This window comes from Hoeflea sp. YIM 152468 (genome assembly GCF_029210485.1).
Taxonomy (GTDB): Bacteria; Pseudomonadota; Alphaproteobacteria; order Rhizobiales; family Rhizobiaceae; genus Hoeflea.
On the sequence record NZ_JARGET010000029.1, the window covers coordinates 64,847 to 90,066 of the forward strand.

The window sequence follows — 25,220 nt, forward strand, 5'->3', positions numbered from 1 at the left end:
GAGTGGCTTATTGCTGCTCGGGCGTCAGCTCGATGCCGGCTTCGCTGTAATAGCGAATGGCGCCGGGGTGCAGCTTGGTGCTGATGTTCCCCATCAGCTCAGTGTCGACACCCTTCCACCAGGGCGCATCTTCGCTCATGGCAGCCTTGCTTTCCCAGAAGGTCTTGGTCAGCTGGTAGGCAGCATCATCGCTCATCGCCGTGGTGGTGAACGCCACAACCGGCAGCGAGGTGGTAGCGATGTCGGCAGTCTGGCCGCTATAGGTGCCTGCCGGTATCGTCAATCTCGACCGCTTCGACTGGGCGATCTGATCATCGCTCAACGACAGCACCACCACATCGGTGGAAGCTGCAGCCTCAATGACGTTTGGAGCCGGCCACGAGCCAGCGGTGACGAAGCCGTCGATCTGGCCGTTCTTGAGGGCCGGCACCGCATTGGAGAGCTCGACTTCCGCCAGGTTGACCTTGCCTTCAAGGCCGAACAGCTGCAGGTACTTCTCGCCTTCGGTGGCGCCGAACGAGCCTTTGCCCAAGAGGATGGTCTTGCCTTCCATGCCGGCAAAATCAGTAACGCCGCTGTCAGCCGACATGACGAAATGCATGGTCAGCGACGGAATCGGAAACAGCGCCCGGATCTCGTCGAACTTCGGGTCGCCCTTGCCTTCGAACATGGCCTTGCCGCCCTGCGCCAGGCCAACCAGCGCCGGTGGCGTGGTGAACACGTAATCGCCGCCGCGGGCCTTGGCTTCCATCACGTTCTGCACCGAGCCCTGACTCTCTTCCACCGTGACGATGATATCGCCATTGGTTCCGGCCTTCATGGCTTCTGCCAGCTGAACGCCCATCTGGTAATAGGACGATCCGGTTTTCGCGGATTTGTAGGTGATGCGCGTTTCAGCCAACGCGCTCGAGGCGACCAGGCTGGCGCACAGGCCCAATGCCAGAATTGCAGTGTTATTTTTCAACTTGTTTTCTCCCAACATCGATTGAATCCAGAACCTCGATCCTGAAGCCCGGTCTTCGCATGAAAAATGCCCAATCGCAATTTGCATTTTTTCGACCTCTTCCGCCAGCCATGCGCCGGACTCTGGCCCGGATCAGGCCGGACCTGTCTTCAGCGGCAAATGCGCGCCGTCTTGACGAACAGGGCGAAACCCGGCCCGGCCGGCACACAGGGCCACGGAACCATTGTCCCTTCGCATGATTTCAGCCCTTGCGCAGAGGTGTCGGAACGCCTCACGCCACTCAACCCAATTCGCCGGAACGCTGCATTGAAATCGATCCGCACATCCTCTTCATGTCAACAGCCCGATGTCTGAACCGGAAGCTCCCGGCGGCGTCTCACCACGGCGATTTCTTCAGGGTTTGGCTTTCCGGCCGGTTTGAACGATGATGCAACATCACGTCCCGCGTCCGGCGGCGGATGTATCAGGGAAGAAATGAGGGCACAGCATCCGGATTGCAGCCATATTCACCATTGTCACGGGCAGCCTGTCTGCCTTGGCCGCAGGCGCGCCCTCGCCTGTTGCGGCACAGCCCGTCTGCGGGCTTTCCCTGGTGCTGGCTCTGGACGTGTCATCGAGCGTTGATGCGGACGAATTCGCGCTGCAGACCGGTGGTCTGGCAAATGCGTTGCGTGATCCGTCGGTGCGCCGTTCGATTGCTGCGGCGGGAGGCATACAGGCAATCGCTCTGGAATGGAGCGGGCGCGACCAGCAGGTGGATATTGCCCCCTGGGCACTGCTGGCCAGTGACGACGACATTTCCGGTTTCGCCGACCGCATCGAGACCCATCAACGCGTGCACAGCGAATTCCCCACGGCGCTGGGTTATGCGTTGGGCCATGCCGCCACCCGGCTGCGCAAGGCGCCGCTGAACTGCAGCCGCAGCGTCATCGACGTCTCCGGCGACGGCGTCAACAACGAGGGCTTCGGGCCGCCGCTTGCCTACCGCAACTTCGATTTTTCCAATGTCACCGTCAACGGCCTCGTCATCGAGGGCGCCGAGCCCGATCCGGTAGCCTATTACCGGGCACATGTGATCCGCGGACCGGGCGCTTTCGTCGAGACCGCCAGTGATTTCGGCGACTACGAGCGGGCCATGAAGCGCAAGCTGCTGCGCGAGATAAACGGCGCCCATTTCGCCTCGGCTGATTGAACCGTTTCTGACCCGTGTCCCTCGGCCAATGGCCTAGACTCCGGTCGCTGCCGCGGTCTCGAAACTGGTTCCATCCCCCAGCACCACCATCTTCATCGCAATGTCCCAGGGCATCGGAAAAATTGTCTTCATTCGCGCGAACGGCTGACCGACGCCGATGGTGAGAAGATCGCCGGGCAGCCGTGCCAGCGTGCGGTCGTAATAGCCGCCGCCATTGCCGAGCCTGTAGCCGTTCTCATCCACACCCAGAAGCGGCACGATCACCACGTCCGGCTCCACGGCTTCGGCCTTCGCCGGCACCGGAATGTTCCAGATGCCTCGTTTCATGGCGCCGTCCGGTGTCCAGAGGTGAAACTCCACCGGCTGGTTTTTCTCCACCACCACCGGCAGACAGATCCGTGCGCCGCGCTGGCTGGCATCCACCATGAAGGGCCGCAGATTGAGCTCGCCCCGGATCGGCCAATACACCGCAATGGTGCGCCCGGTCAGCGGGTCCAAAATCCCGGACAACTGCGCGGCAATGGACGCGGCAATGGCGCTGCGGTCCTCAAGCGGCAGTTTCTGCCGCGCCGCATAGAGACGGGTCCGCTCGGCCTTGCGAAACACCGACACGTCTTTCCATGTTTGCGGATCGACGACATGGCCGTCGACCAGCATGTGCGCAAAACACACCGGAGATCCTGAATCGTCGTCGTCTTCATCGCTCATGCTAAGAATATAACACCTCTGAGGGACAGTTTCACGTGTCTGATTGCGCCATGCTGCGTCTCACACGACCTGCCGCTCAAACCTGGCGGAGCCCATCCTGTGGCTGCGGCGACGCTGTTTGCCGGTCGTCAGGACGCAACCATGCCGATCTCAGACAGACCAGGGCGCAGCTTGAAAAAGGCGGCCTCCCATATCCAATCTCAAGGCTTGATGATAGGATAGGGCGACGCTGACAAGCGGCGTCCGTAGAGCATGACAAACGGGTGAGACAATGCAAACTTCAGCCACCGCGGCCAACAGCTTCCCCTTGCTGGAAGGCGCCATTCGCAACCCGGCAAATCCCGATCATCTCATGGTCATCAAACCGGTGAAGCGGATGGTCCGGATTTTTGGTGACGGTGTCTTGATCGCACAAACCCGCAACGCACTGCGTGTTCTGGAACTGGGGAAATCGCTTTATGACCCCGCAATCTATGTTCCCGCATCGGACATCGTCGCGGCTCTCGCGCCACTCGACAAGACCAGCCACTGCCCCCTGAAAGGCGATGCAAGTTACCTCGCATACAACGGCGCAGAAATTGCCTGGAGCTATGACAGGCCATTGGATGGTGCAGAGCAGCTCGCCGGGCACATTGCCTTTTGGCCGGACAAGGTCCAGATCACCGAAGGTGATTGATCTCACAGACGATGGTCACCCAGCCATCAGAGCGACGGACAGGAAGGGCGGCGCCGAACCGCCCCTCCCGCCCCGGATTGGGTGACCTCCGATAGGTTTCGCCTGGCTCTATTCCGCGTTGACGGAGGAGACCGCGAGGTTGGTCAGCTTGCTGTTGGCGGCCTTTTCCTCATCAAGAATGGCGGTAAGCAGGTCATGCGCTTCCGAGTGGCCGAGGACCTTGGCCCATTCACGCAAGGTGCCGTAACGGGCGATCTCGTAATGCTCTACCGCCTGGGCGGCGGCGATCAGGGCGGCGTTCTTGGCAACACCGGTTGCGTCTTCGATGATGCTCTCGGTTTCCTTGATCAGGCCTTCGATGGCATCGCATTTTTCGCCAGAGGCTTTCTTGCCGATGGACTTGAAGACCTTTTCAAGCGTCTTCACCTGCCCCTTGGTTTCTTCGAGATGTTCACCAATCGCATCCTTCAGTTTCTTGCCATTGGCGGCCTGCTGAACCTTGGGGAGCGCTTTGACCAGCGCATTTTCGGCGTAGTAGATGTCTTGCAGAGTGTGTTCAAAAGCATCGGACAGGGTCTTCATGGCGGCTTCCTTTCAAACGAATGTTTTCGCGTGGAATGACCTGGGTCTGGTCAGACAGGATGGCTCCCGTCTGGCGCACAACGAAGCTGATGGTGATTGGTTCCCCGAAGGCAGAGCCCAGACGCGGCCTCGAAGACCGCCGCCCCGGCAGTGAACCAGAGCGACCTTGAGACGCCACCCGGTCATGAACAAAAAGGTGCCAGCCGGCCTGTAAGCCGGGTTCTGTATGGCCTCCGCCTGACGGCGAAAACGTGGCAGCCATTCCTCTGGGATACGCGTTGCCGCGCACCTCAAGCAACCTACCCGGATGATCAACCCCGGAAAAAGGGTCGGGCTTGCGCCCTGCGTCATCCCTATTCGGTCTTGCTCCCGGTGGGGTTTACCGTGCCGCTTCCGTTACCGGTCGCGCGGTGGGCTCTTACCCCACCCTTTCACCCTTACCCCGCCATCTCATCGCCGGCCAAACCTGACACTCAGGCGCCGGCAATCAGAAGGCGGGGCGGTTTGCTTTCTGTGGCACTTTCCCTGGGGTCGCCCCCGCCGGACGTTATCCGGCACCGTTTATCCGTGGAGCCCGGACTTTCCTCACCCTGCTGTCTTTCGACGCTGCAAGGCGCGGCTGCCCGGCCGACTGGCGCGCTCTCCTTAGACCATGCTGGCGGCGATGACCAGAAAAATGCCGCAAGCCCGGATGGAGCTAGCCATCCCAGCCCGCGATCACCGCATCAGCTTCGATTTCCACCAGCCACTCCGGATTGACGAAGCGGTCAACCGCCATGATGGTATCGACCGGCCGGATATCGCGAAAATAGTCCTTGCGGACATCAATGGCGGCTTTCCAGTTGTCGATGTCGGTCAGGATCACCCGTGTCCGCACCACATCGTGCAGTCCCGACCCGGCGGCCTCCAGTGCTGCCTTGATGATTTCGAGGCACTGTCTGGTCTGGGCTGCGACATCGCCGAGACCCACGGTCTTGCCATCGGTTCCGACCGGCGCCGTGCCGCCGATGGACAGATACGGACCCACCCGTACGGCGCGACTGAAGCCGACGATCGCTTCCATCGGGTTGCCGTTGGAAATCAGTTCACGGTCATAGGCCATCGCACTGCTCCGCTTTGCCCGCCGCATGCAATTGGATTGCCTTGATCTGGAGGCGTGACATTCTCGTCCGGTGCCATGATCACACAGACGCGCCAATTGACCAAACGGCTTCGTGCGCTCGCACAGCAGCCGCCCACGGCGGCGGAGCAACCAGAACGGCCGCCTGATCGACGGCCGCAAACTGTTTTAGTTATTCGGGAACCTTTTTCCGCCGACGGCGTTTACAACTCACAAGGATGATAAACGCGGCTCGCCTCGCGCTTACTTCATCAACTTTGCCACCTTGCCGCAATAGCGCTTCGAGACCGGATTCATCCGCTTGGCGCCATGTCCGGCATTGTATTTGAGGATCGTGCCGCAGGTGGTGCCGCCGCCCAGCTGGTGCGCCTTGGCCAGATACTTCATGCCGAACTTGATATTCGTTTCCGGATTATACAGCCCCTTGGTCGTGCCCCTGTAGCCCATCATCCGTGCCGTCGCCGGCTTGATCTGCATCAGCCCGACCTCGCCTGCCGATCCGCGCGCATTAGCCCGGTAATTGCTTTCGACTGAAATCACCGCATGAGCCAGAGATTCCGGAACCCCATGGGTCTTGGCGTATTGGGATATCAACTTGCCGTGCGGACGGGATGAATAGCCGAAGGTCAGTTCGGACCCCTTGATGCTGCTTTTGGAGATCGAACCGGTGATCTCGCCGGATGTGGCGGTGGTTTCGCAGCCCGACAGAGCAAAGGAAAACAGGGCCGCAGCAGCAGCCGAAAGTACTAGACGCATAGTGTGATAAACTCCGATGGCGCCTTGCCCACCCGCTCTCTGGCGGCAAATGGGGCACACCCTTGGCGCGTTTCTTGTCAGCCTGGACCCGCATGTGGCCTGAGGCCGGTGCGCGATCCGTGCGTTGGAGCGTTCTCAATTGGGGCAAACACGGGCGTATTTATGGTTCGGCAACAAAAAAATGCTGCATCGCAATAAACTTGCGTTTCAACCTGTAACATTTAACTCCGGGCGATCGTCGAGCGTCAGGCGACGGTGGGCAAGGCGGAGAGCAGTTTGTGCAGGGTGCCGATGGTAGAGGCATCGGCAATGCCATCCACCCGTTCGGGCCGGAAATGGCGCTGAAACGCGCTGATGGTCGCGGTCATCTGGGTGCTGAAGGAGCCGTCAACATCGACATCGTAGCCGTAAAGCGCCAGCATCGTCTGAAGCGCCTCGACCGGCTGGCCGACATCGCCTTCCTGGAAAAACCGGCCACCGCCAACCGGTAGCGGCTCGACCCAATGGCCGATGCCCTCGGCATGCAGCCGGTTCCATGGAAACACTTCGCCCGGATCCTGCTTGCGCATCGGCGCAATATCAGAATGGCCCAGCACCCGCTCGGCAGCGATGGCATTGCGTGCGATGATGTCGCGGCACAATGCGATCACCGACTTGATTTGCACATCCGGGAAGGGGGGTGAGCCTGCCCCATGCCCCGGATTGGCAATTTCGATACCGATCGAGGCCGAATTGATGTCGGTCTCGCCCTTCCAGGTGCTTTGTCCCGCATGCCAGGCCCGCCGCGCCTCGGGAACCAGTTGGGTGATCACCCCGGCCTCATCGATGAAATAATGTGAAGAAACGTGGCTTTCCTCGGTGCAGAGCCAGTCCAGTGCCGCTTGCGCTGTCGGCATCCCGGTATAATGCAGGATCAGCATGTCGGGCGAGCGCCCCTGCTTGCGGTCGCCGTGATTGGGTGACGGGCAGACGCGGGCGGCGGCAAAGTCAGGTTCAAACGCACTCATGCAGCCGCACGCGCTTTCTCGATCAACGCAAAGGCATCATTGAGCGTAGCCATCCGGTCGTTGGCGATGCTGAGAAATTCATCAGGCACGCCGCGGGCACGCAACCGGTCAGGATGGTTTTCGGACGCAAGCGTCCTGTAACGCTTCTTCGCCTCGTCAAAGGAGACAGATTCCGGCAATCCAAGCACGGCATAAGGGTTGAGGCCGTTCGGATGCACATGCCGCGCCATGATCTGGTTGAAATGCGCCTCGTCGACTTTGAAGATATCGGCCACATTGGCGATAAATTCGAGCTCCTTGTCGTGAATGACCCCGTCCGCCTTGGCGATGTGAAACAGCCCGTCGAGAACATCTTCTAGCATCGCGCAATTGGCATCGCCCGAACCGCACATCCCGGCAACCCGCTGCGCGTAGGCCTGATATCCGGCCACATCCTGCTTGGCGAGATTGTAAAGCCGCGCCACATTGGCGGCTTCAGCCTCGGGAAACGCAAAAATCTCCTGAAAGGCCCTGACTTCTTCCGGCGCGACAATGCCGTCGGCCTTGGCCATCTTGGCTGACAGGGCGATGACTGCGACCGAAAACGCCACTCGGCGCCGGGTTTCGGGATCCCCCGCAAACACCGTGCGCACGGCTTCGACAACGCCTGAAAAGGCGGTGGCGGCGGTTTCGCCAATGGCTTCAAACAGGCGGCTGAACATAGACATGATTTGTTCTTACGCGATTTGGTTGGGAAAATCGAGTATGGCGCAGTGCACAATTTCTTGCCCATCCATCATCTTTAACGATCTCATCCATCATCGGATTTCGTTGGCCGCGCCGATCTTGTCCCGCTATGGAGGTGGGATGTCCGACACGCTCCCCCCAGTCAGGCCGGGCACGGCAGATGCTGCCCGGCCCTGTGCTCCCTCCCCGCCTGCGCCAGCGCACCCGCTCGCCGGATTGGCGCTCGGGTTCATCGGCGTGCTGTTTTTCGGCGCGACATTGCCTTTCACCCGGATCGCACTGGAAGGTTTTTCACCGGCCTTCATCACCTGTGGCCGTGCCGCCATCGCCGCCCTGGTCGCAGGCGCGACGTTGTATCTGCTCTCCAGGCCGTTTCCGCGCAAGCACACGCTTTCGCTGCTCGCTGCGGGCATCCTGCTGGTCTACGGTTTTCCCGGTTTCTCCAGCGTCGCCATGCAGACCGTCCCCGCCTCCCATGGCGGCGTTGTGCTGGGCGTGTTGCCCCTGATGACCGCCTGTTTTGCCGCCCTGTTCGGCGGCGAGCGCCCCGGCCTGGCATTCTGGACCTGGAGCGCCGCCGGGGCTGCGCTGGTGATCGTCTTCTCGCTGTCGGGCGCCGACATCGAACCTGGCATCGGCGATGTCTGGCTGGGCTGCGCGGCCCTTTCGGCTGCCTGTGGCTATGTCATCTCCGGCAAGCTCTCCCGCACCCGTCCAGGCTGGGAAGTCATCAGTTGGGCGCTGGTTGTCACCGCGCCGCTGTCGCTCGCCGGCACGCTCTGGACCTGGGAGACCGGTATCCGCGCCCCCGATGCCTATGCGGTGGTTGCGCTTGCCTATCTGGGGCTCGGCTCGATGTTCGCCGGCTTCATCTTCTGGAACTGGGGCATGGCGATTGGCGGCATCGCCCGCGTCGGGCAGGTGCAACTGCTGCAAAGCTTTGTCACACTCGGTCTTTCAGCGCTGATGCTGGGCGAAACCATCACTGCGGTCACGCTCGGTTTCGCCGTCGCCGTCGGCTTCGTGGTCTGGTGCGGGCGCAAGGCCAAGGTCGGCTGAAGACAACGCCGCTTGGAAGGAAGGAAACGATCGGCGACGCTGCAGGCACGGCCGCGAAACCATGGGCCCTGTTCTGCAAAGAGTGGCATCAATGGTCAAGGGCGGGAGATGGCCGGCACCGCAGCCTTGCGACCTGTGAGGCAGGCCTCACTCTGGCGCGCTGATTTATCCTGTCGCAAAAGACCCGGTTATCGCTTATGTTTTGTCTGTGAAATCCCGGCGAAATGAATAGGTAACGGCCATGACTGAACAGAAACCTCCTCAGGCGACCTCGACAAAACCTCAGGACATGATTGTCTCATCCCGTCACCTGGCAACCGAGGAAGGCTGGCAGTCCTCCGAATTCGAGTACGGTCTGATCCTTGCCTACAATGGCTTTGCCCGCTGGGTGGGCCGCTGCATGGTTGCTGCCGGCTACAGCGGCCTGACCACGCTGGAGATTCTGGTTCTGCACCACATCAATCACCGCAGCCGCAAGAAACGGCTGTCCGACATCTGTTTCCAGCTCAACATCGAAGACACCCATACTGTCAATTACGCCCTGAAAAAGCTGCAAAAAGCCAAACTCGTATACGGCAACAAGGTCGGCAAGGAACTGTTCTACAGCGTCACCGCCGAAGGTGAAGCCCTGTGCATCAAATACCGCGAAGTGCGCGAACAGTGCCTGGTCGACAACCTCAAGCACATTGAAAACATGCCCAAGGATCTGCGCGAGACCGCAACCGTGCTGCGCACCCTGTCCGGCCTTTACGATCAGGCGTCCCGCGCCGCCAGTTCGCTATAGCGCGTCAATTGCCCATCAGCGACGGCAGATAGGTGGCAAGGCCGGGAAAAATCGTGATCAGCGCCACCGACAGCAGCAGCAGCAGGAAGAACGGCAGCGCCGCCTTGGCGATGCGCAGGATGTCGAACCCGGTCAGGCCCTGAATGACGAACAGGTTGAAACCCACGGGCGGGGTGATCTGCGACATCTCGACCACGATCACCAGATAGATGCCGAACCACAACGGGTCGATGCCGGCTTCCAGGATCATCGGCATGATGATCGAAGTGGTCAGCACCACCACGGAAATGCCGTCGAGGACGCACCCAAGCAGGATAAACAGCAAGGTCAGCGCCGCCAGCAAAGCATAGGGCGACAATCCCATGCCGGCAATCCAGGCCGCCAGATTTCGCGGGATACCGGTGAACCCCATCGACACCGACAGGAAGGCAGCGCCAACGAGGATGAAGGCGATCATGCAGGAGGTGATGGTGGCGCCCATCAGGCTTTCCCGCAGCATGCGCCACGACAAGGACCCGTTGACCCAGGCGAGCACGACCGACAGCACCACCCCGACCGCCGCGGCATCGGTTGGCGAGGCGATTCCGAGATAGATCGATCCGATCACCCCGGCGATCAGCGCCAGCACCGGAACCAGCCGTCCCGATGCCCGGATCTTGGCCATCAGCGGCATGCTTTCGTCGTCACCGGGAATGCGCGATGGAAACACCAGCGCATAGGCTATGACATAGGCGGAAAACATCGCCACCAGCATCAGCCCCGGCACGATGCCCGCCACGAAGAGCCTGGCAATGGACTGTTCGGTGGCGACGCCATAGACAATCAAAATGATGCTGGGCGGGATCAGCAGCCCGAGCGTCGCCGACCCGGCCAGGGTGCCGAGCACCATGTCCGTGGGATAGCCCCGCTCGCTCAGTTCAGGAACCGACATCTTGCCGATGGTCGCAGCCGTCGCTGCCGAGGATCCCGACACCGCGGCAAAGATCGCGCAGCCGAAAACATTGACATGCAGCAGCCGTCCCGGCAGCCGCCGGAGCCAGGGCGACAGGCCGGTAAACATGTCCTGCGACAGCCGCGAACGCAGCAGGATCTCGCCCATCAGGATGAACATCGGCAAGGCAGCCAGCGCCCAGGATGTGCTGTGTCCCCACAAGGTGGTGGCGAGAATGGGCCCGATCGGCGCACCGGACAGCATCACCATGCCCAACGCCCCCGTCACGATCAGCGCGAACGCCACCCAGACACCAGCGCCAAGCAGCAGCAGCAGCGTCGCAAACAGAATGAAGATCGCAACCATGTCTGACATCAGTCCGGCCTCATTCGGTGTTCATCTGTTCGATGACCGGCCGGCCGGCACGGGCGGTCTGAACCGTCAGATCGACAAGCGCCATGGTCAGGATCACCAGCCCGGCGAGGACCGCAGATTGGGGAATGAACAGCGGGATGGCGATGATGCCTGACGACATGTCGCCAAACTCCCAGGATTCGTGAACCAGCCGGTACATGTAGAAGCTGGCGAGCCCGGCAACCGCGGCGCAAACGGCAAGGCAAAACAGCTCAGCCAGCAGCCGCCATGCCGACGGAACCGTGTTCAGTATCATCGTCACCCGGATATGGCCGCCGCGCATCAGCGTGTAGGCCAGCGCCAGAAACGTCGACGCCGCCAGCATGTAGCCGGCAAAATCCGCGTAAGACGGGATGGTCATGTTGAACGCGAAGGGACCATACTTGGTGATCAGGTTGAGCAAGACCTGGGCGGTAACCAGCAGGCAGATTGCTGCGATCAGCCCTGCAGAGAGCAGCCCGCTGCCGGTGTAAACACCATCAAGTAGCTTTCGCACATTCCCCTCCCGCTGACGCGCCCCGTAAGCCTCCGCTACATGTGCACAGCGACGGCTGGCGGGCAACCCGCCAACCGCCAACCGTCAACCGTCAACCGTCAATCAGTTGGCGTAATCGGCGACAATTGCCTTGGCCTGCTCGGAAGCGCTTTGCTGCCATTCAGCCTGCATCTGCCCGCCGATTTTCATCAGACCTTCCAGAAGCTCGGCGCTCGGCTCGACCACCGTCATGCCGTTTTCCTTGAGAACTGCGGTCTGCGCGTCGGTCTCCTTCATGCTCATTTCCAGGCCACGCTGTTCAGCAGCAGCGGCTGCTTCGAGAACCGCAGCCCGCGTTGCCTCATCAAGTCCGTCAAAGGCGGCCTTGTTGACGACGACGATATTCTTCGGAACCCAGGCATTGATCGGCGTATAGTGCGAGACATAGTCCCAGGCCTTGCCATTGGCGCCGGTCGAGGGCGAGGTGATCATCGCCTCCACCTGACCGGTCGAGAATGCCTGCGGGATGTCGGGCACTTCAACCTGGGTGGGTGCGGCGCCCGCCAGGCTCGCAAACTTTTCCAGTGCGGCGTTGTAGGAGCGGAACTTCAGACCCTTCAGATCATCAACGGTCTTGATTTCGGTGTTGGTGTAAAGCCCCTGCGGCGGCCATGGAACCGCATAGAGCGGCACCAGCTTCTGCCTGGCCAGCAGCTCGGTGATCACCGGCTTCTGTGCTTCCCACAGCCTTGCCGCCTCGTCATAGCTGGTGGCCAGGAACGGCTGGGAATCAAGCCCGTAGGCGGCATCTTCATTGGTCAGCAGGGACAGGAAGAATTCGCCAATCTGCACCTGGCCGCCCCGCACGGCATTCTTGATCTCGCCATGCTTGATCAATGAACCGGCGGAATGAACCGTGATGGTCAGGCCGCCATCGGTTGCGGTCTTGATGTCCTCGGCAAACTGATTGATGTTGACCGTGTGGAATGTCGCATCCGGATACGGAGTCGGCATATCCCATTCAGCAGACTGTGCAGCAGTGGAAAGTGTAGCGGCCAGCATGCCTGCGGCGACTGTCAGGGCAAAATTATACTTCATGTTGGTTCTCCTCCGGCTGAGATGCAGGGCGGGCCCTTATCGATGGGCCCTGCCGCCTGCCAGCCAACTTGGTGTAAAAGTTACGTTGACAATTTGTCAACGTTTTGTGAGAAGATCAACCTAAATATTTGTTTGGCAGTTTTGTCCGCAGGGAGACACCGATGGCGACCACCGAGTTTTGGGATTTCTGGATCGACCGCGGCGGCACATTCACCGACATCATCGGCCGCGCTCCCGATGGCACGCTGCACCAGCGCAAATTGTTGTCGGAAAACCCCGAAGCCTACCCCGACGCCGCCATTCAGGGCATCCGCGACCTGCTCAAGGTCGATCAGGGCGCGCCGATTCCGGCCGCGCGTGTCGGCCACGTCAAGATGGGCACCACGGTTGCCACCAATGCGCTGCTGGAGCGCAAGGGCGACCGCACGCTGTTGGTGATCACCAGGGGGTTTCGCGATGCGCTGCGAATAGCCTATCAGGCGCGACCCGACATCTTTGCCAAGGAAATCATCCTCCCCGAACAGCTCTATGAGCGCGTCATCGAGGTCGACGAGCGCACCATGGCAGACGGCAAGCCGGTGCGCGGCCCCGACCTTGAGGCGCTCGAGCCCGAGCTTGCCAGCGCCCGCGCCGACGGCATCGATTCCGTCGCCATTGTGCTGATGCATTCCTGGCAGAACCCGATCCACGAAATCGTCGTCGAGGATGCATGCAAGCGCGCAGGCTTTGCCCAGATCTCGGTCAGCCACCAGGTGTCGCCGCTGGCCAAACTGGTCGGCCGTGGCGACACCACGGTGGTCGACGCCTATCTCTCGCCGATCCTGCGGCGGTATGTCGATCGCGTCGCGGGCGAACTTGGCGCCACGCCATCGGGCGAGCCGGGTCCGACATTGCAATTCATGATGTCGTCTGGCGGACTGACCGCGGCCGACATGTTCCGCGGCAAGGACGCCATCCTCTCGGGCCCCGCCGGCGGCGTTGTCGGCATGGTCGAAACTGCCGCCCTGGCCGGGTTCGACAAGGTCATAGGCTTCGACATGGGCGGCACGTCCACCGATGTCGCCCATTATGATGGCGATTACGAGCGCGCCTTCGACACCGAAGTCGCCGGGGTCCGCATTCGCGCGCCGATGATGCGCATCCACACTGTGGCCGCTGGCGGCGGTTCGATCCTGCACGCTGATGAAGGCCGCTTCCGCGCCGGCCCCGATTCCGCCGGCGCCAATCCCGGTCCCGCCTGCTACCGCCGCGGCGGACCGCTGACCGTGACCGATGCCAATGTCATGCTCGGCAAGCTGCAACCCGATTTCTTCCCCGCCATCTTCGGCCCTGAACAAGACCAGCCGCTCGACGCCGATGCGGTGGGCCAGGCTTTCGCCGACCTCGCCGGCAACCATCCCGGCAAGTCGGCCGAGGAGATAGCCGAGGGTTTCGTCACCATCGCGGTTGAAAACATGGCCAACGCCATCAAGAAGATCTCGGTTCAGCGCGGCTATGACGTTACCCGCTATCTGCTCAACTGCTTTGGCGGCGCCGGCGGCCAGCACGCCTGCCTGGTGGCCGATGCGCTGGGCATGGAATCAATCCTGATCCACCCCTTCTCCGGCCTCCTGTCCGCCTACGGCATCGGCATGGCCAGTGTCTTTGCCAGCCGCCAGCAAGCTCTCATCAAGCCGCTCGGCGAGGACAGCCGCCTCGACGTCAAATTGCTGATCGACAGCTTGTGCAAAGGCGTCTTCGAGGAACTGACAACCCAGGGCGTGCCCGAGGACGCCATCAGCTGGCGGCCGTTGTTGCAACTGCGCTATGACGGCACCGACACCACAATCCCGGTGGCATTTTCGGATTTCGATTTCGACGCCGCCCGCGCTGAATTTGAAAAAGCCCACAAGGCCCAGTTCGGGTTTGTCTATGACAACAAGACTGTCATCATCGAGGCGATTTCGGTGGAAGGTCTCGACGACCGCAAGGATGGCCGCACCGAGCCTGAACACCTGATGACCACGCTTGACGCCGATGGCGGCGAAACCCGCTCGATCTACTCGAACGGCGAGTGGCGCGACGCCTGTGTGCTGCGTCGCGACCGGCTCCGCCCCGGTCACCGGATTGCCGGCCCGGCGCTGATCATCGAACCCAACCAGACCATTGTGGTCGAGCCCGGCTGGGAAGCCCGCGTCAACATCCTCGATCATGTCGTCCTGACCCGGTATCAGAAGCTCGACCGAGCGCTGGCCATCGGCGCCGATCAGGCCGACCCGATCATGCTCGAAGTGTTCAACAATTTGTTCATGTCGATTGCCGAACAAATGGGCGTGACGCTGCAGAACACCGCCTATTCGGTCAACATCAAGGAGCGGCTGGATTTCTCCTGCGCCGTGTTTGACCGCACTGGTGCGCTGGTTGCCAATGCGCCGCACATGCCGGTGCATCTGGGATCCATGGACCGTTCGGTGGAAACCATCATCCGGTTAAACCAAGGCGACATCCACCCCGGCGACGTCTTTGCGCTCAACGCACCCTACAATGGCGGCACTCACCTGCCCGACATCACCGTTGTCACCCCGGTGTTTTCTGACGACGGCAGCGAAATCCTGTTCTGGTCGGCGTCGCGCGGCCATCACGCAGATGTCGGCGGCACAGCCCCGGGATCAATGACCCCGCTCGCCACCACGGTCGATGAGGAAGGCGTGCTGATCGACAATTTCCGCATTGTCGAACGGGGGCATTTCCGCGAGAAGGAACTGATCCGGATTCTGACCGATCACCCCTACCCGGTGCGCAACGTCATCCAGAATGTCGCCGATTTGAAAGCCCAGATCGCCGCCAACGAAAAGGGCGTCGCCGATCTGAGAAAGATGGTCGCCGATTTCGGGCTCGATGTGGTCGAAGCCTATATGGGCCACGTCCAGGACAATGCGGCCGAAAGTGTCGCCCGGGTGATCTCCACCCTGTCCGACTGCGCGTACGAGTATCCCACCGACACCGGCCAGGTGATCAGGGTCAAGATCTCCGTCGACCGCGAAAAGCGCGAAGCGACGATAGACTTCACCGGCACGTCGGACGCCATGGCAAACAACTTCAACGCGCCCGAGCCGGTGGCCCGCGCCGCTGTGCTGTACTGCTTCCGGGTGATGGTCGAAAAGCCGATCCCGATGAACGCCGGCTGCCTCAGGCCGATCCGCATCATCATTCCCGAGGGATCGATGCTCAAACCGGCCTATCCGCGCGCCGTTGTCGCCGGAAATGTCGAGACCTCGCAACATGTCACCAATGCGATTTTCGGGGCGCTCGGAGCGCTGGCCAACAGCCAGGGCACGATGAACAACCTCACCTTCGGCAATGACAAGCATCAGTATTACGAGACCATCTGTTCGGGTTCACCCGCAGGCTTTGAGAACTCCGGCCGCGGTTTTGGCGGCACCTCGGGCGTGCACACCCACATGACCAACTCCCGCCTCACCGACCCGGAAATCCTCGAAATGCGGTTCCCCGTCGAACTTGAGGACTTCCATATCCGCGCGGGCTCGGGTGGTGCCGGAAAGTTCAGCGCTGGCGACGGCACGAAGCGGACGATCCGCTTTCTCGAGCGGATGGACCTGGCGATCCTGTCCTCTCACCGCAACCGCCCCCCGCTCGGGATCGACGGCGGCAGTGAAGGCCAGGTCGGAAAAACCCAGGTGCGTCGCCGCGATGGCAGCATTGAAACGCTCAAAGCCTGCGACCAGACCATCCTCGAAGCCGGTGAGGCAGTGATTTTGACCACGCCGACGGCCGGCGGCGCCGGAAAGACCTGAAGCCAGCATCAGCCGCACCTGCGGGGCCGGCGCTCAGCCGGCCTTGCGCAGATCGAGCTCTTCCGGGTCGGTTCTGATCGCGCTGTCCACGCAAGCGGCAAACTCTGACGCCTGCGCCGGACAAAATCTCGTCCCGGCAAACGTGCCCTCCACCTCGTCCGCACCTGCGGCACAGGCGCTTTTCAGATCGTCCTGCGTGTCGATGCCGGTCAGGGTAACCGGCGTTTCAACCGTCGAGGCAAGCTGCAGAAACAGCGTCAGCATCTGCTCCATGCGCTGCGCACCGGCAATCGTCTTGATGCCGCCAAGATCGAGACGAACGCGATCGACCGGAAAGGCGCGCGCCATCGACAGGCCGGCGATGCTGGCGGCAAACTCACTGACCGAGATTTTCACGCCCTTGTCGCGCAGGCGCTCAAGCGTACCCAGCACGGGATTGGCTTCGCCCCGGGTCGCATCGGGGGCCGCATCAGGCGCCACGTCAAGCACCAGCCGGCCGGGCTCGAAACCCGCAGCATCCAGCGCGTCAATCACCGACGAGGCGAATTCCGGATCACGCAGTTGAACGGCAGAAACCGGCAAGGTGACACTCGTCTTTTCCGTCCACCCCGCAGCGTCAATCAGCGCGCGCTGCAGCATCCACTTGCCCAGAGGCACGATCAAGCCACTGGTTTCAGCCATCGGCAGAAAATCCTGCTGCGCCAGATCGCCCTCATCGCAGCGGGTCCAGCGCAAGCGGCCGGAAAACCCCGACACCGAGAGCGTGGAAACCTTGACCACCGGCTGGTAGTCGAGATGGAATGCGCCGTTGGCAATGCCCTCCCGCATCGCCGATTCCATCTCAAGCCGTTTGCGCTGATCGCAGTCCATGGTGGCAGTGAAAAAGCTGTAATTCGACCTGGACCTTGTCTTGGCATGGTAAAGCGCGAGATCGGCCCGCTTGAGCAGCTCCGACAGTGTGGATGTGTCGCCGTCCCTGACGGCGATGCCGATGCTGCCCGCCGTGTCGATCGGCCCGGCATCGCTCTCAACCGGCTGAAACACGCAATGGGTCAGTCCTTCACAGAAGGCCGAGATCGACGCCTTGTCCGGCGCGCCCTCCCAGAACAGGACGAACTCATCCCCCCCCAGCCGGTAGATCCGCTGCCCGGCGCCACAACGAGCCTGCAGGCGCGTGGCGAGAAACTTGAGCACCAGATCACCCGCGGCATGACCCATCGTGTCATTGATGTATTTGAATCGGTCGAGATCAAACAGGAGCAGCGCCGACGGGGCGGATTTTCCCGTCTGGCAGGCCAGGATCCGTTCGGCATCCTCGCCCAGCGCGTGGCGGTTGCGCAATCCGGTCAGGCTGTCGTGATAGGCGGCTTGCCGGAGCTGTTCGGTGACGGCCCTTTCGCTGCGGATCTGTCGCGCCAAACGGTCGTGCCGATATCCAAGTCCGGCGACCAGCCCGGTAATTCCCAGAGGGGCGGCCATGGCAGCCAGGCCGAAGGGACTGACCAGAAAATCGTGCCCTGCCTGCGCCAGGCCTGCACCGACACCAAACTCGAAGACGATCGCCGCCAGCGGAGTTGTCATTGCGATTGCCAAAGCGGCGATTGCATATCGCCTGAATGCGTTTGGCACATACGAATTCAGCATCATGCCAAAAACTCCTGTTCCCGCAAACACCATGGACCGCAACGTTTTAACAAAAAATGACCGGCTATTTTTATGGTAAACATATGATTTAACGTGTTTTTCAATTTTTAAGCTTTTGCCGTTATACAGGCAGGACATCCCGGCCTGGCACAGCTTTGCAGCGGGATCAAAACGCATTGTCCAACTGTGTAGAGCCTTGATGCCGCACACTGTTTCGCCAAAAGGCACGTCCATGCTCTTCCGCCAGACCGCTTCGGCGCTCTTTGTAAAAAATGTTGCCATGTCCGGATGCGGGACACGGTCAAGGCCGGCGCGCTCGGATATGACAACCGGCGCAGGTCGGCGCATATCCGCGCTGCTTGCAGCAGGCCTTCTCGCGCTGAGCGGGTGCAGTTCCTCCAGTCTGGAAGCTGATCTGCAGCCGATTGGCAATTCCAAACGGCCTGCCGCAACCTCAGCCGCACCCAATGTCGCCAAGCTGCCAGCGCCCGGCAACGGTCGCTATGGCGACAGAAAACCGGTTGATTTCGGCAAGCGCCATCCCGACCGCTATCCGGTCCACGGCATCGATGTTTCCAAGTGGCAGGGCGATATTGACTGGGCCGAGGTCCGCAAGGCCGGCATTGCGTTTGCTTTCATGAAGGCCACCGAAGGCGGCGATCACACCGACAGCAGATTTGAAAGCTACTGGCGCGGCGCCCGCGCTGCCGGCATCGCCCACGCGCCCTATCATTTCTACTATTTCTGCCGCCCGGCCCGCGAACAGGCAGCCTGGTTCATCGCCAATGTGCCGCGCCAATCGGTGCAGATGCCGCCTGTGCTCGATGTCGAGTGGAACCACGCGTCAAAAACCTGCACAAGCCGCCCCGATCCACACACCGTGCGCGAGGAAATGAAGGTCTGGATGGAGATCGTCGGCCGCCATTACGGCAAGCGGCCGATCATCTACACCCCGGTCGATTTCCACCGCGAAAACCTGGATGGCCATTTCAAGGATCACCAGTTCTGGCTCAGGTCAGTCGCCGCCCATCCGCAGGACATCTATCCCGACCATCCCTGGAGCTTCTGGCAATACACCGGCACCGGAATGATGAACGGCATCAAGGGCGACACCGACATCAACGCCTTTGCGGGAAACAAGCAGCAATGGCGCGAATGGCTGAAAAAATACGCCAGGTGAGCCGGCGCCGGCTTTGATATCCTGCTGGATCAGGTAGTCTGGCGCCACTTGATCGCGTCAGCAAACAGGCCAGCCGATGTCCGCCTTCCGTATCCGTCAAAGCCGGCCGAACGATATCCCGGCCTTCGACAGTCTCTATTCCGCCGCTTTCCCGGATGAGGATCTGCTGCCGCTGGTCCGGCAATTGCTCGGGCAAGACTCGGGCATCCTCTCGCTGGTCGCGGAAGCCGAGGCGGCACTCGCCGGCCATATCCTGTTCACCAGCTGCGGCATTTCCGGCAGCGACACCAGCGCCGCGTTGCTGGCGCCGCTCGCCGTCGCGCCAGACTGGCAGCGGCAGGGCATCGGCACAGGGTTGATCCGTGAAGGCTTGACGCAACTCAGATCCGCCGGCATCAGCCAGGTCTATGTGCTCGGTGATCCCGCCTATTACCGCCGCAGCGGCTTTAAAACCGGCACCGGCGTTGCCCCACCCTACCCGTTGCCGGAACAATGGCGCGATGCCTGGCAAAGTCTCAGCTTGGGCTCGATCCCGTCCCCGGCTGAGGGAAGGCTTCTCCTCCCCGAGCCCTGGCTTCAGCCGGCGTTGTGGTCACCGTGACGATCTGGTTTAGCCACTGGCGCAGTCTGGTTCCCGCGCTCGCAGCACCCTCGCCTGCCCATGCATCATTGCGTACCAGCCCCACCCGTTCTGGAGCCGGTCGCACATCATCTCATCATCGCCACAAATCTCGGGTGAGTTCGCCATCTGATCAGGAGTTGAAGCCATCATGACACCGAAATTCACCCTCGCCCTTGCCCTGTCAAGCATGCTGGCGACTTCCGCCATGGCCCAGGCGCCGGCCTGCGGCGGCAATTTTGCCCAGTTCCTCGAAGGCGTCAAAGCCGAGGCGATTGCCCGTGGCATCAGCCCCGATGTCGCGCAACATGCGCTGCGCCGTGCCACGATCGACAACAAGGTGCTGTCGCGCGACCGGGCGCAGGGCGTTTTCCGCCAGACCTTTCTCGAATTTTCCAGGCGCTCGGTCAGTGCCAACCGCCTGCAGGTCGGCGCCAAGAAAATGAAGCAATACGCCAACACCTTTGCCCGGGCGGAGGCCGAGTATGGCGTGCCTGCGGCCGTGATTACCGCCTTCTGGGGGCTGGAAACCGATTTCGGCGCGGTACAGGGCGATTTCAACACCATGAATGCACTGGCGACGCTGGCCCATGATTGCCGCCGACCCGAATTGTTCCGCCCGCAATTGCTCGCCGCCGTCGAGATGGTGGGCCATGGCGACCTTGATCCATCCACCACCACCGGCGCCTGGGCCGGCGAGATTGGCCAGGTTCAGATGCTGCCGCGTGACATTATCGAGCATGGTGTCGATGGCGATGGCGATGGCCACGTCAATCTCAAGACATCGTCCGAAGACGCGATCATGACCGCCGCCAAGTTCATCAAGGCTCTGGGCTGGCGGGCGGGCGAGCCTTGGCTGGCCGAAGTCTCCGTGCCCTCAGGCTCTTTTCCCTATGAGAAGTCCGGACTTGGACAGGGCATGAAGCTCGGCGACTGGACCGCGCTCGGGGTCACGTTCCGCAATGGCGCACCCACAACAGCAGATCTTCCCGCTGATCTGCTGTTTCCTCAGGGGCGGAATGGACCGGCCTTTCTGGTGTTTCCGAATTTCTCGATCTATCTCGAATGGAACCAGAGCTTCATCTACACCAACTCGGCAGCCTATTTCGCCACCCGGCTTGCCGGCGCCAAGCCCTATGATGCGGGCAATCCCGGCGATGGCCTCGACGATGCGAACATGAAGCGTCTTCAGGAAAAGCTCGCCGCGCTTGGCCATGATGTGGGCAAGATCGACGGAATTCTGGGCGGCGGTACCCGCGCCGCCGTGCGTGCCGAGCAACTCCGTCTCGGCCTGCCCGCCGATGGATGGCCGGATCAGGCCTTGCTCAGCCGGTTGTAAGCCACGGCACTACCGGCTCGCAGGCTTGGGTAAGGGTGCATCACCCTCGTCCAGGGGCCCGGCCGCCGCCTGATTGATCGAAGGCGGCGGAGGGCCGGCAACGGCTGCCTCAGAGCCGGAACCGTTTGGGGTAATGTCTTCGGCTTTGTCAATATCCGCCGCTGCCGGGCCAGCCTGGGCGGCAGACCGCACAGCCGCGTCGGCTTCGGCCTTGCTCGCCGAACGCCGGGCCCGGCGCTGGTAAAGCGCGAAACGCACAGCCCGATAGCGCGCCCGCGCCCACCACATGATGTTCTCCACACCGTCGAGTTCATCTTCATAGGCTTGTGACAGCGCCTGCTTGTAGGATCCCAGCCCCTCACTGGCGAGATCTTCGACACGCTCCATCAGATTGAACCACAGCGGCGACACCAGAAGCGAAATCGCGGTGACCGCAATCGCCAGACGATAGATGTCGGAGCCGAAACCACCCGAGGCAAATCCGGCGGCCGCAAGCACGAAGGAGAACTCGCCGATCTGCGCCATCGACAGCCCGGCGATCAGCGCAGTCTTGGGGTCCGACCCGGTCAGCCGCAACAAGAAAATGTTGAGGACGGTTTTCAGCGCCACCACCAGAAACGCCGCTGCGACCACAAGCCAGACATTGGCAAGAATGAAGTTCAGGTCGATCAGCAGGCCGATGGAGAGAAAAAACACCACCAGAAGGATGCTCTGGATCGGCTCGATCACCGGGATAACCCGGCTCCTGAGCGTCGAGTTGCCAACGATGATGCCCGCCAGAAACGCACCGTAGACCGGTGACAGGCCGGCCAGACCGGACAGCGCGGCGGCGGAAAAACACAAGGCCAGCGAGCCGATCGCCAGCAAATCGACATTGTTCTCGATCGCCGTGGCGAAAGGCAGTTTGAGCTTCGGATTGCGGCCAAACCACCACAGCAGCCCGGCCAAAAGCAGCACCGCAACCACCACTTTGAAGGTTACCTCGCCGAGGTCGAAGGTGTCGCCGCCGAGACTCGAGACTAGGATCAGCATCGGCACCACGGCAATATCCTGCGCGATCAGCACACCAACCGCAATCCGTCCGGGCGCGCCGCGCAATTCCCCCATCTCGTCCAGCATCTTCATCGCCACCACGGTGCTCGAAAGTGCGATGATGAAGCCCAGTATGAGAGTTTCCGAAGCACTGGCGCCGAGCACGAAAGCCAGCAGGGCGGCCAGCAGCATCGAGGCGATCAATTGCCCGACAGCCACCAGAACTGCCTGTTTTATGCTCAGCACGAACGCCTTGATCGACAGTTCCATGCCGATGAAGAACAGCAGCACCACAACACCCAGTTCGGCCAGCAGCGCGACATTCTCGGACGACGAAATCACGCCCAGACCGGTGGGGCCAAGCGCCAGACCGGCCAGGATGAAGCCCACCAGCGGCGGTTGTCTCATGCGCATGAAACCCAGGCCGAGCAGCGCCGCGATGGCCACCGCGATCGCGATGGCCACCATCGCATCTCCGTGATGGCCGCCCTGGCCGACGGCTTGATCCACCACTTGGGCGACAGCCTTCTCCATGGCCCCACCCACCGCTTCGACCGCATCGACAATCTGGTCTTCCATCAATCACTCCCTGGCAATCAAACCTAGAGTGCTTTGCAGCAAATGGAAAACAAACTTAAGTCAAACTTGCTGCTTTGCATGGCAACAAGCACTTGCGTCTTTCATCTCCGGAGAGTTGTTCGAGACCGCACTGCCGCGAAATCACCGTTCACCAACCCCGCCGCTTCAGCGCCAGGCAGTGTCTCGATGGCACCGGAGGCGGACGTTCAGGGCTTGCGGCACAGAGCGCGCAATGCGGTTCTCGTTTGCAGAGTTTTGCTAAAGCTTGTCGAACTCGTCCTTGTCGCGCGGCATCAGCATCACCGCGGTCGCCATCACCGCAAATCCGAAGGTACTGCCGAACGAAACCAGGAGAACAAACACGGCTACCGTCCGGCTCGATGAGTGCCAGATCAGATCACCAAATCCATTGATGTTGAAATAAACAACGGCTGCAGCCACCAGCCAGCCGATCAGCACCCCGAATGCGGAGTTGAGTAGTACAAAGCGGATCAGTTTGGGCATGGCTCGATCTCCGGTTCCGTCATTGTATCGCAGGAGTCCCCCGAAATGCGCGTGACAGATGCGCGCGGGGAGGCCGAGCGGCGGGCCAGACCTGCTCCAGACCCTGGTCACACCGCCTCGAACACATTGAGCGAGCCATCGGTCTCCAGCACCACCGACTGGTTGGCTGACAGCTCGGACTTGCCGCTGGCGTGCACCGCAGCGGCGATTTCCTGCCTTGACACCCGCTCGGCCCGCATCGCTTTTTCCTGATAGATCCCGCGATGAACCAGCAGCGTCGGGTTGCTCTTGATCAGGGACTGGAAGGCCGGGCTGCGCACCGAAAGCCAGGTGATGAAATACTGCAGGATAATCAGCAACGCCAGCGCCACCACACCCTCCATCAACGGTACGGATTTGGTGATGATAATCGACGACAGCATCGAGCCCAGGCAGATGGTGACAATAAAATCGAACGCGTTGAACTTGCTCAACGTCCGTTTGCCCGAAATCCGCAGCATCAGGATCAGCGCCGCATAGGCCAGAACCCCGATGATGAGAATTCGGCCGATACCGGCCCAGTCGTCAAAAAAGATCGGAGTGTCCATGCGTGCCTTCCAGACCGGTTGAAACTCTGCAAAGCCGTCATCGGGAGGGCCCGGAGCGCTGCCCCGTTCCACCAGTGCCGGCACCGGTCAACCCCTGACCCGCCGGATTTGTTCCCTTGCGCCTGTCCATCATGTCGCACGGCAACGAAAAGCGGCAAGGCCGGCCGGCAAGCCCACCTGCCCGCAGGCCGATCAATCCGCCATTGTCTCGAGGCTGGCGAAACTGTCCGGGGCCCCCTCACCGCCGAACGGCGTCGTCACCTCGACAAAATCATCGGGGTAGAAGCCGTTGAAGCGGGTCCTGAGCGACAGCGAATAGGCGCCGATATGGCCGATCTCGATCCAGTCGCCGGTGTCAACGGTTTCCGGCAGCCAGAACGGCCGCGACAGGATGTCAACGGAATCGCAGGTCGCGCCGCAGACCTTGAACGGCACCACATTTTCGGCCCTGCCCTTGCGGATCCGGCGCGCCGGATCAGGGATGAAGCGTGCCGGCAGCGTGATCTTGCCGGTCCAGCTGTCCGACAGCGAAGCCCAGATGCCGTCATTGATGTAGAGCCGCTTTCCCTTGCGCAACAGCACCCGCACGATCAGCGAAAATGCCCGCGCCACAATCACCCGCCCCGGCTCCGCCACCAGCGGCATCTCGTCAAAACCCCATTCGCTGATGTTGGAGCGGAGTTCGCCCATCAGTTCCTCGAGCGGCGGCATCGGCCTGGCCTTGCGGTTGGGATTATGGCCATAGACCGCCGGGAATCCGCCACCGACATCAAGCCCCACCAGTGGCACGCCGGCGCGGTTACGCACCCAGTCGGCGGATTTGAGCGCCAGCTCATAGGATTCCGCCTCCTCCACCTGGCTGCCGACGTGAAAACACAGCCCCACCTTGAAGCCGATCTTGTGCAACCGCTGCACCAGTTCCACCGCATGGCCAGGAGCGGCGCCGAATTTCTTCGACAGCTCATACATCGCATGGCCCTTGGTCTGCAGCCGCACAAAGATGCTGATAGCCGCGGGATCGAGATCGAGCGCCCGGACGATCCTGAGCACCTTGGCGATCTCGTCCTCATGGTCGAGCGACATCACCCTTATACCGTAGGTTTCCAGCGCAAGGCGAATATCAGATTGCGCCTTGACCGGATGCATGTAGAGCATCTCGGCAGTCTTCGAGGCAGCCCGCACAGCGGAAAACTCGCCCGGCGAGGCCACATCAAAGATCTTCACCCCGGCCTCGACCAGTGTCTTGAGCACCATCGGCTCGCCATTGGTCTTGACCGCATAGGCCGTGTCACCGGGAAACAGCTTCATGAACTGGACCGCATCCTGTTTCAACACCTCCGGCCTGAAACAATAGAGCGGATGATCCGGTCTGAGCGCGAGGGCGGCGTCGGTACCGGTGGTGAATCGTTGCATCTGCATCTCCAAGGTTGGCCGCGACAGTATCAACAGG

23 protein-coding genes and 1 other RNA gene are annotated in these 25,220 nt (G+C 61.3%); 8 read left to right on the top strand and 16 right to left on the bottom strand.

The window, feature by feature from the left end:
- Positions 1–7: 7 nt before the first annotated feature.
- Entirely contained in the window at positions 8–964 is a 957-nt protein-coding gene (locus PZ897_RS15445) for a TAXI family TRAP transporter solute-binding subunit (protein ID WP_275753402.1), read from the bottom strand.
- 535 nt (positions 965–1,499) lie between these two features.
- Here PZ897_RS15445 and PZ897_RS15450 point away from each other — a divergent pair.
- Positions 1,500–2,156, top strand: a complete 657-nt coding sequence (locus PZ897_RS15450) for a DUF1194 domain-containing protein (RefSeq protein ID WP_275753403.1) — start codon at positions 1,500–1,502, stop codon at positions 2,154–2,156.
- Between the two features lie 33 nt (positions 2,157–2,189).
- On the opposite strand, the gene PZ897_RS15455 is transcribed toward PZ897_RS15450, so the two are convergent.
- Positions 2,190–2,864 (bottom strand): 5-formyltetrahydrofolate cyclo-ligase, encoded by a 675-nt coding sequence (locus PZ897_RS15455; protein WP_275753404.1) that lies wholly within the window; start codon positions 2,862–2,864, stop codon positions 2,190–2,192.
- Between the two features lie 307 nt (positions 2,865–3,171).
- Between PZ897_RS15455 and PZ897_RS15460 the strand changes: the two genes are divergently transcribed.
- Complete coding sequence (locus PZ897_RS15460) at positions 3,172–3,540, top strand: DUF427 domain-containing protein (RefSeq protein WP_275753405.1); 369 nt, start codon at positions 3,172–3,174, stop codon at positions 3,538–3,540.
- A gap of 108 nt (positions 3,541–3,648) precedes the next feature.
- On the opposite strand, the gene PZ897_RS15465 is transcribed toward PZ897_RS15460, so the two are convergent.
- The 6 genes from PZ897_RS15465 to PZ897_RS15490 form a co-directional block, all read right to left on the bottom strand.
- The gene (locus tag PZ897_RS15465; protein ID WP_275753406.1) at positions 3,649–4,122 is read right to left on the bottom strand and encodes a ferritin-like domain-containing protein; all 474 of its coding nucleotides are present in this window, start codon (positions 4,120–4,122) and stop codon (positions 3,649–3,651) included.
- Positions 4,123–4,317: 195 nt separating this feature from the next.
- Positions 4,318–4,757: RNase P RNA component class A (rnpB, locus tag PZ897_RS15470), an RNA gene on the bottom strand.
- A 62-nt stretch (positions 4,758–4,819) separates the two neighbouring features.
- The gene (locus tag PZ897_RS15475; protein ID WP_275753407.1) at positions 4,820–5,224 is read right to left on the bottom strand and encodes a RidA family protein; all 405 of its coding nucleotides are present in this window, start codon (positions 5,222–5,224) and stop codon (positions 4,820–4,822) included.
- Between the two features lie 261 nt (positions 5,225–5,485).
- Complete coding sequence (locus tag PZ897_RS15480) at positions 5,486–5,998, bottom strand: transglycosylase SLT domain-containing protein (protein WP_275753408.1); 513 nt, start codon at positions 5,996–5,998, stop codon at positions 5,486–5,488.
- Between the two features lie 245 nt (positions 5,999–6,243).
- Entirely contained in the window at positions 6,244–7,005 is a 762-nt protein-coding gene (locus PZ897_RS15485) for an N-acetylmuramoyl-L-alanine amidase (RefSeq protein WP_275753409.1), read from the bottom strand.
- Positions 7,002–7,712, bottom strand: a complete 711-nt coding sequence (locus PZ897_RS15490) for a DnaJ family molecular chaperone (protein WP_275753410.1) — start codon at positions 7,710–7,712, stop codon at positions 7,002–7,004. The genes PZ897_RS15485 and PZ897_RS15490 overlap by 4 nt, the downstream gene beginning before the upstream one ends.
- A gap of 139 nt (positions 7,713–7,851) precedes the next feature.
- Here PZ897_RS15490 and PZ897_RS15495 point away from each other — a divergent pair, with 139 nt between their 5' ends.
- Positions 7,852–8,790 (top strand): DMT family transporter, encoded by a 939-nt coding sequence (locus tag PZ897_RS15495; RefSeq protein WP_275753411.1) that lies wholly within the window; start codon positions 7,852–7,854, stop codon positions 8,788–8,790.
- A 241-nt stretch (positions 8,791–9,031) separates the two neighbouring features.
- A complete protein-coding gene (locus PZ897_RS15500; RefSeq protein WP_275753412.1) occupies positions 9,032–9,574 on the top strand; it encodes a winged helix DNA-binding protein in 543 nt (180 codons plus the stop codon).
- Positions 9,575–9,578: 4 nt separating this feature from the next.
- On the opposite strand, the gene PZ897_RS15505 is transcribed toward PZ897_RS15500, so the two are convergent.
- The 3 genes from PZ897_RS15505 to PZ897_RS15515 form a co-directional block, all read right to left on the bottom strand.
- A complete protein-coding gene (locus PZ897_RS15505; RefSeq protein WP_275753413.1) occupies positions 9,579–10,880 on the bottom strand; it encodes a TRAP transporter large permease subunit in 1,302 nt (433 codons plus the stop codon).
- A gap of 10 nt (positions 10,881–10,890) precedes the next feature.
- Positions 10,891–11,415 (bottom strand): TRAP transporter small permease, encoded by a 525-nt coding sequence (locus tag PZ897_RS15510; RefSeq protein ID WP_275753414.1) that lies wholly within the window; start codon positions 11,413–11,415, stop codon positions 10,891–10,893.
- Between the two features lie 102 nt (positions 11,416–11,517).
- The gene (locus PZ897_RS15515; protein ID WP_275753415.1) at positions 11,518–12,492 is read right to left on the bottom strand and encodes a TRAP transporter substrate-binding protein; all 975 of its coding nucleotides are present in this window, start codon (positions 12,490–12,492) and stop codon (positions 11,518–11,520) included.
- A 161-nt stretch (positions 12,493–12,653) separates the two neighbouring features.
- Here PZ897_RS15515 and PZ897_RS15520 point away from each other — a divergent pair, with 161 nt between their 5' ends.
- Entirely contained in the window at positions 12,654–16,286 is a 3,633-nt protein-coding gene (locus tag PZ897_RS15520; protein ID WP_275753416.1) for a hydantoinase B/oxoprolinase family protein, read from the top strand.
- A 33-nt stretch (positions 16,287–16,319) separates the two neighbouring features.
- On the opposite strand, the gene PZ897_RS15525 is transcribed toward PZ897_RS15520, so the two are convergent.
- Entirely contained in the window at positions 16,320–17,867 is a 1,548-nt protein-coding gene (locus PZ897_RS15525) for an EAL domain-containing protein (protein WP_275753417.1), read from the bottom strand.
- A 385-nt stretch (positions 17,868–18,252) separates the two neighbouring features.
- Here PZ897_RS15525 and PZ897_RS15530 point away from each other — a divergent pair, with 385 nt between their 5' ends.
- The 3 genes from PZ897_RS15530 to PZ897_RS15540 all read left to right on the top strand — a co-directional run bounded on the left by PZ897_RS15530 (position 18,253) and on the right by PZ897_RS15540 (position 21,068).
- On the top strand, positions 18,253–19,110 hold the full coding sequence (locus tag PZ897_RS15530) for a GH25 family lysozyme (protein ID WP_275753418.1): 858 nt from the start codon (positions 18,253–18,255) through the stop codon (positions 19,108–19,110).
- A 76-nt stretch (positions 19,111–19,186) separates the two neighbouring features.
- Positions 19,187–19,711: a GNAT family N-acetyltransferase gene (locus PZ897_RS15535; protein WP_275753419.1), complete on the top strand. Its 525-nt coding sequence runs from the start codon at positions 19,187–19,189 to the stop codon at positions 19,709–19,711.
- A gap of 208 nt (positions 19,712–19,919) precedes the next feature.
- Positions 19,920–21,068 carry a lytic murein transglycosylase gene (locus tag PZ897_RS15540; RefSeq protein WP_275753663.1) on the top strand — a complete coding sequence of 383 codons (1,149 nt, stop codon included), beginning with the start codon at positions 19,920–19,922 and terminating at the stop codon, positions 21,066–21,068.
- Positions 21,069–21,077: 9 nt separating this feature from the next.
- On the opposite strand, the gene PZ897_RS15545 is transcribed toward PZ897_RS15540, so the two are convergent.
- The 4 genes from PZ897_RS15545 to PZ897_RS15560 all read right to left on the bottom strand — a co-directional run bounded on the left by PZ897_RS15545 (position 21,078) and on the right by PZ897_RS15560 (position 25,183).
- The gene (locus PZ897_RS15545) at positions 21,078–22,679 is read right to left on the bottom strand and encodes a cation:proton antiporter (protein WP_275753420.1); all 1,602 of its coding nucleotides are present in this window, start codon (positions 22,677–22,679) and stop codon (positions 21,078–21,080) included.
- A 258-nt stretch (positions 22,680–22,937) separates the two neighbouring features.
- Positions 22,938–23,183, bottom strand: a complete 246-nt coding sequence (locus PZ897_RS15550) for a hypothetical protein (protein ID WP_275753421.1) — start codon at positions 23,181–23,183, stop codon at positions 22,938–22,940.
- A 107-nt stretch (positions 23,184–23,290) separates the two neighbouring features.
- Positions 23,291–23,770, bottom strand: a complete 480-nt coding sequence (locus PZ897_RS15555; RefSeq protein ID WP_275753422.1) for a YetF domain-containing protein — start codon at positions 23,768–23,770, stop codon at positions 23,291–23,293.
- A 192-nt stretch (positions 23,771–23,962) separates the two neighbouring features.
- Positions 23,963–25,183, bottom strand: a complete 1,221-nt coding sequence (locus PZ897_RS15560; RefSeq protein WP_275753423.1) for an alanine racemase — start codon at positions 25,181–25,183, stop codon at positions 23,963–23,965.
- Positions 25,184–25,220 lie beyond the last annotated feature (37 nt).

Excerpts from the sequence above, each read along its gene's own strand:
- PZ897_RS15455 (WP_275753404.1), bottom strand. The coding sequence starts at position 2,864 with ATGAGCGATGAAGACGACGACGATTCAGGATCTCCGGTGTGTTTTGCG.
- PZ897_RS15465 (WP_275753406.1), bottom strand. The coding sequence starts at position 4,122 with ATGAAGACCCTGTCCGATGCTTTTGAACACACTCTGCAAGACATCTAC.
- PZ897_RS15475 (WP_275753407.1), bottom strand. The coding sequence starts at position 5,224 with ATGGCCTATGACCGTGAACTGATTTCCAACGGCAACCCGATGGAAGCG.
- PZ897_RS15480 (WP_275753408.1), bottom strand. The coding sequence starts at position 5,998 with ATGCGTCTAGTACTTTCGGCTGCTGCTGCGGCCCTGTTTTCCTTTGCT.
- PZ897_RS15485 (WP_275753409.1), bottom strand. The coding sequence starts at position 7,005 with ATGAGTGCGTTTGAACCTGACTTTGCCGCCGCCCGCGTCTGCCCGTCA.
- PZ897_RS15490 (WP_275753410.1), bottom strand. The coding sequence starts at position 7,712 with ATGTCTATGTTCAGCCGCCTGTTTGAAGCCATTGGCGAAACCGCCGCC.
- PZ897_RS15495 (WP_275753411.1), top strand. The coding sequence starts at position 7,852 with ATGTCCGACACGCTCCCCCCAGTCAGGCCGGGCACGGCAGATGCTGCC.
- PZ897_RS15500 (WP_275753412.1), top strand. The coding sequence starts at position 9,032 with ATGACTGAACAGAAACCTCCTCAGGCGACCTCGACAAAACCTCAGGAC.
- PZ897_RS15505 (WP_275753413.1), bottom strand. The coding sequence starts at position 10,880 with ATGTCAGACATGGTTGCGATCTTCATTCTGTTTGCGACGCTGCTGCTG.
- PZ897_RS15515 (WP_275753415.1), bottom strand. The coding sequence starts at position 12,492 with ATGAAGTATAATTTTGCCCTGACAGTCGCCGCAGGCATGCTGGCCGCT.
- PZ897_RS15520 (WP_275753416.1), top strand. The coding sequence starts at position 12,654 with ATGGCGACCACCGAGTTTTGGGATTTCTGGATCGACCGCGGCGGCACA.
- PZ897_RS15525 (WP_275753417.1), bottom strand. The coding sequence starts at position 17,867 with ATGACAACTCCGCTGGCGGCGATCGTCTTCGAGTTTGGTGTCGGTGCA.
- PZ897_RS15530 (WP_275753418.1), top strand. The coding sequence starts at position 18,253 with ATGACAACCGGCGCAGGTCGGCGCATATCCGCGCTGCTTGCAGCAGGC.
- PZ897_RS15535 (WP_275753419.1), top strand. The coding sequence starts at position 19,187 with ATGTCCGCCTTCCGTATCCGTCAAAGCCGGCCGAACGATATCCCGGCC.
- PZ897_RS15540 (WP_275753663.1), top strand. The coding sequence starts at position 19,920 with ATGCTGGCGACTTCCGCCATGGCCCAGGCGCCGGCCTGCGGCGGCAAT.
- PZ897_RS15545 (WP_275753420.1), bottom strand. The coding sequence starts at position 22,679 with ATGGAAGACCAGATTGTCGATGCGGTCGAAGCGGTGGGTGGGGCCATG.
- PZ897_RS15550 (WP_275753421.1), bottom strand. The coding sequence starts at position 23,183 with ATGCCCAAACTGATCCGCTTTGTACTACTCAACTCCGCATTCGGGGTG.
- PZ897_RS15555 (WP_275753422.1), bottom strand. The coding sequence starts at position 23,770 with ATGGACACTCCGATCTTTTTTGACGACTGGGCCGGTATCGGCCGAATT.
- PZ897_RS15560 (WP_275753423.1), bottom strand. The coding sequence starts at position 25,183 with ATGCAACGATTCACCACCGGTACCGACGCCGCCCTCGCGCTCAGACCG.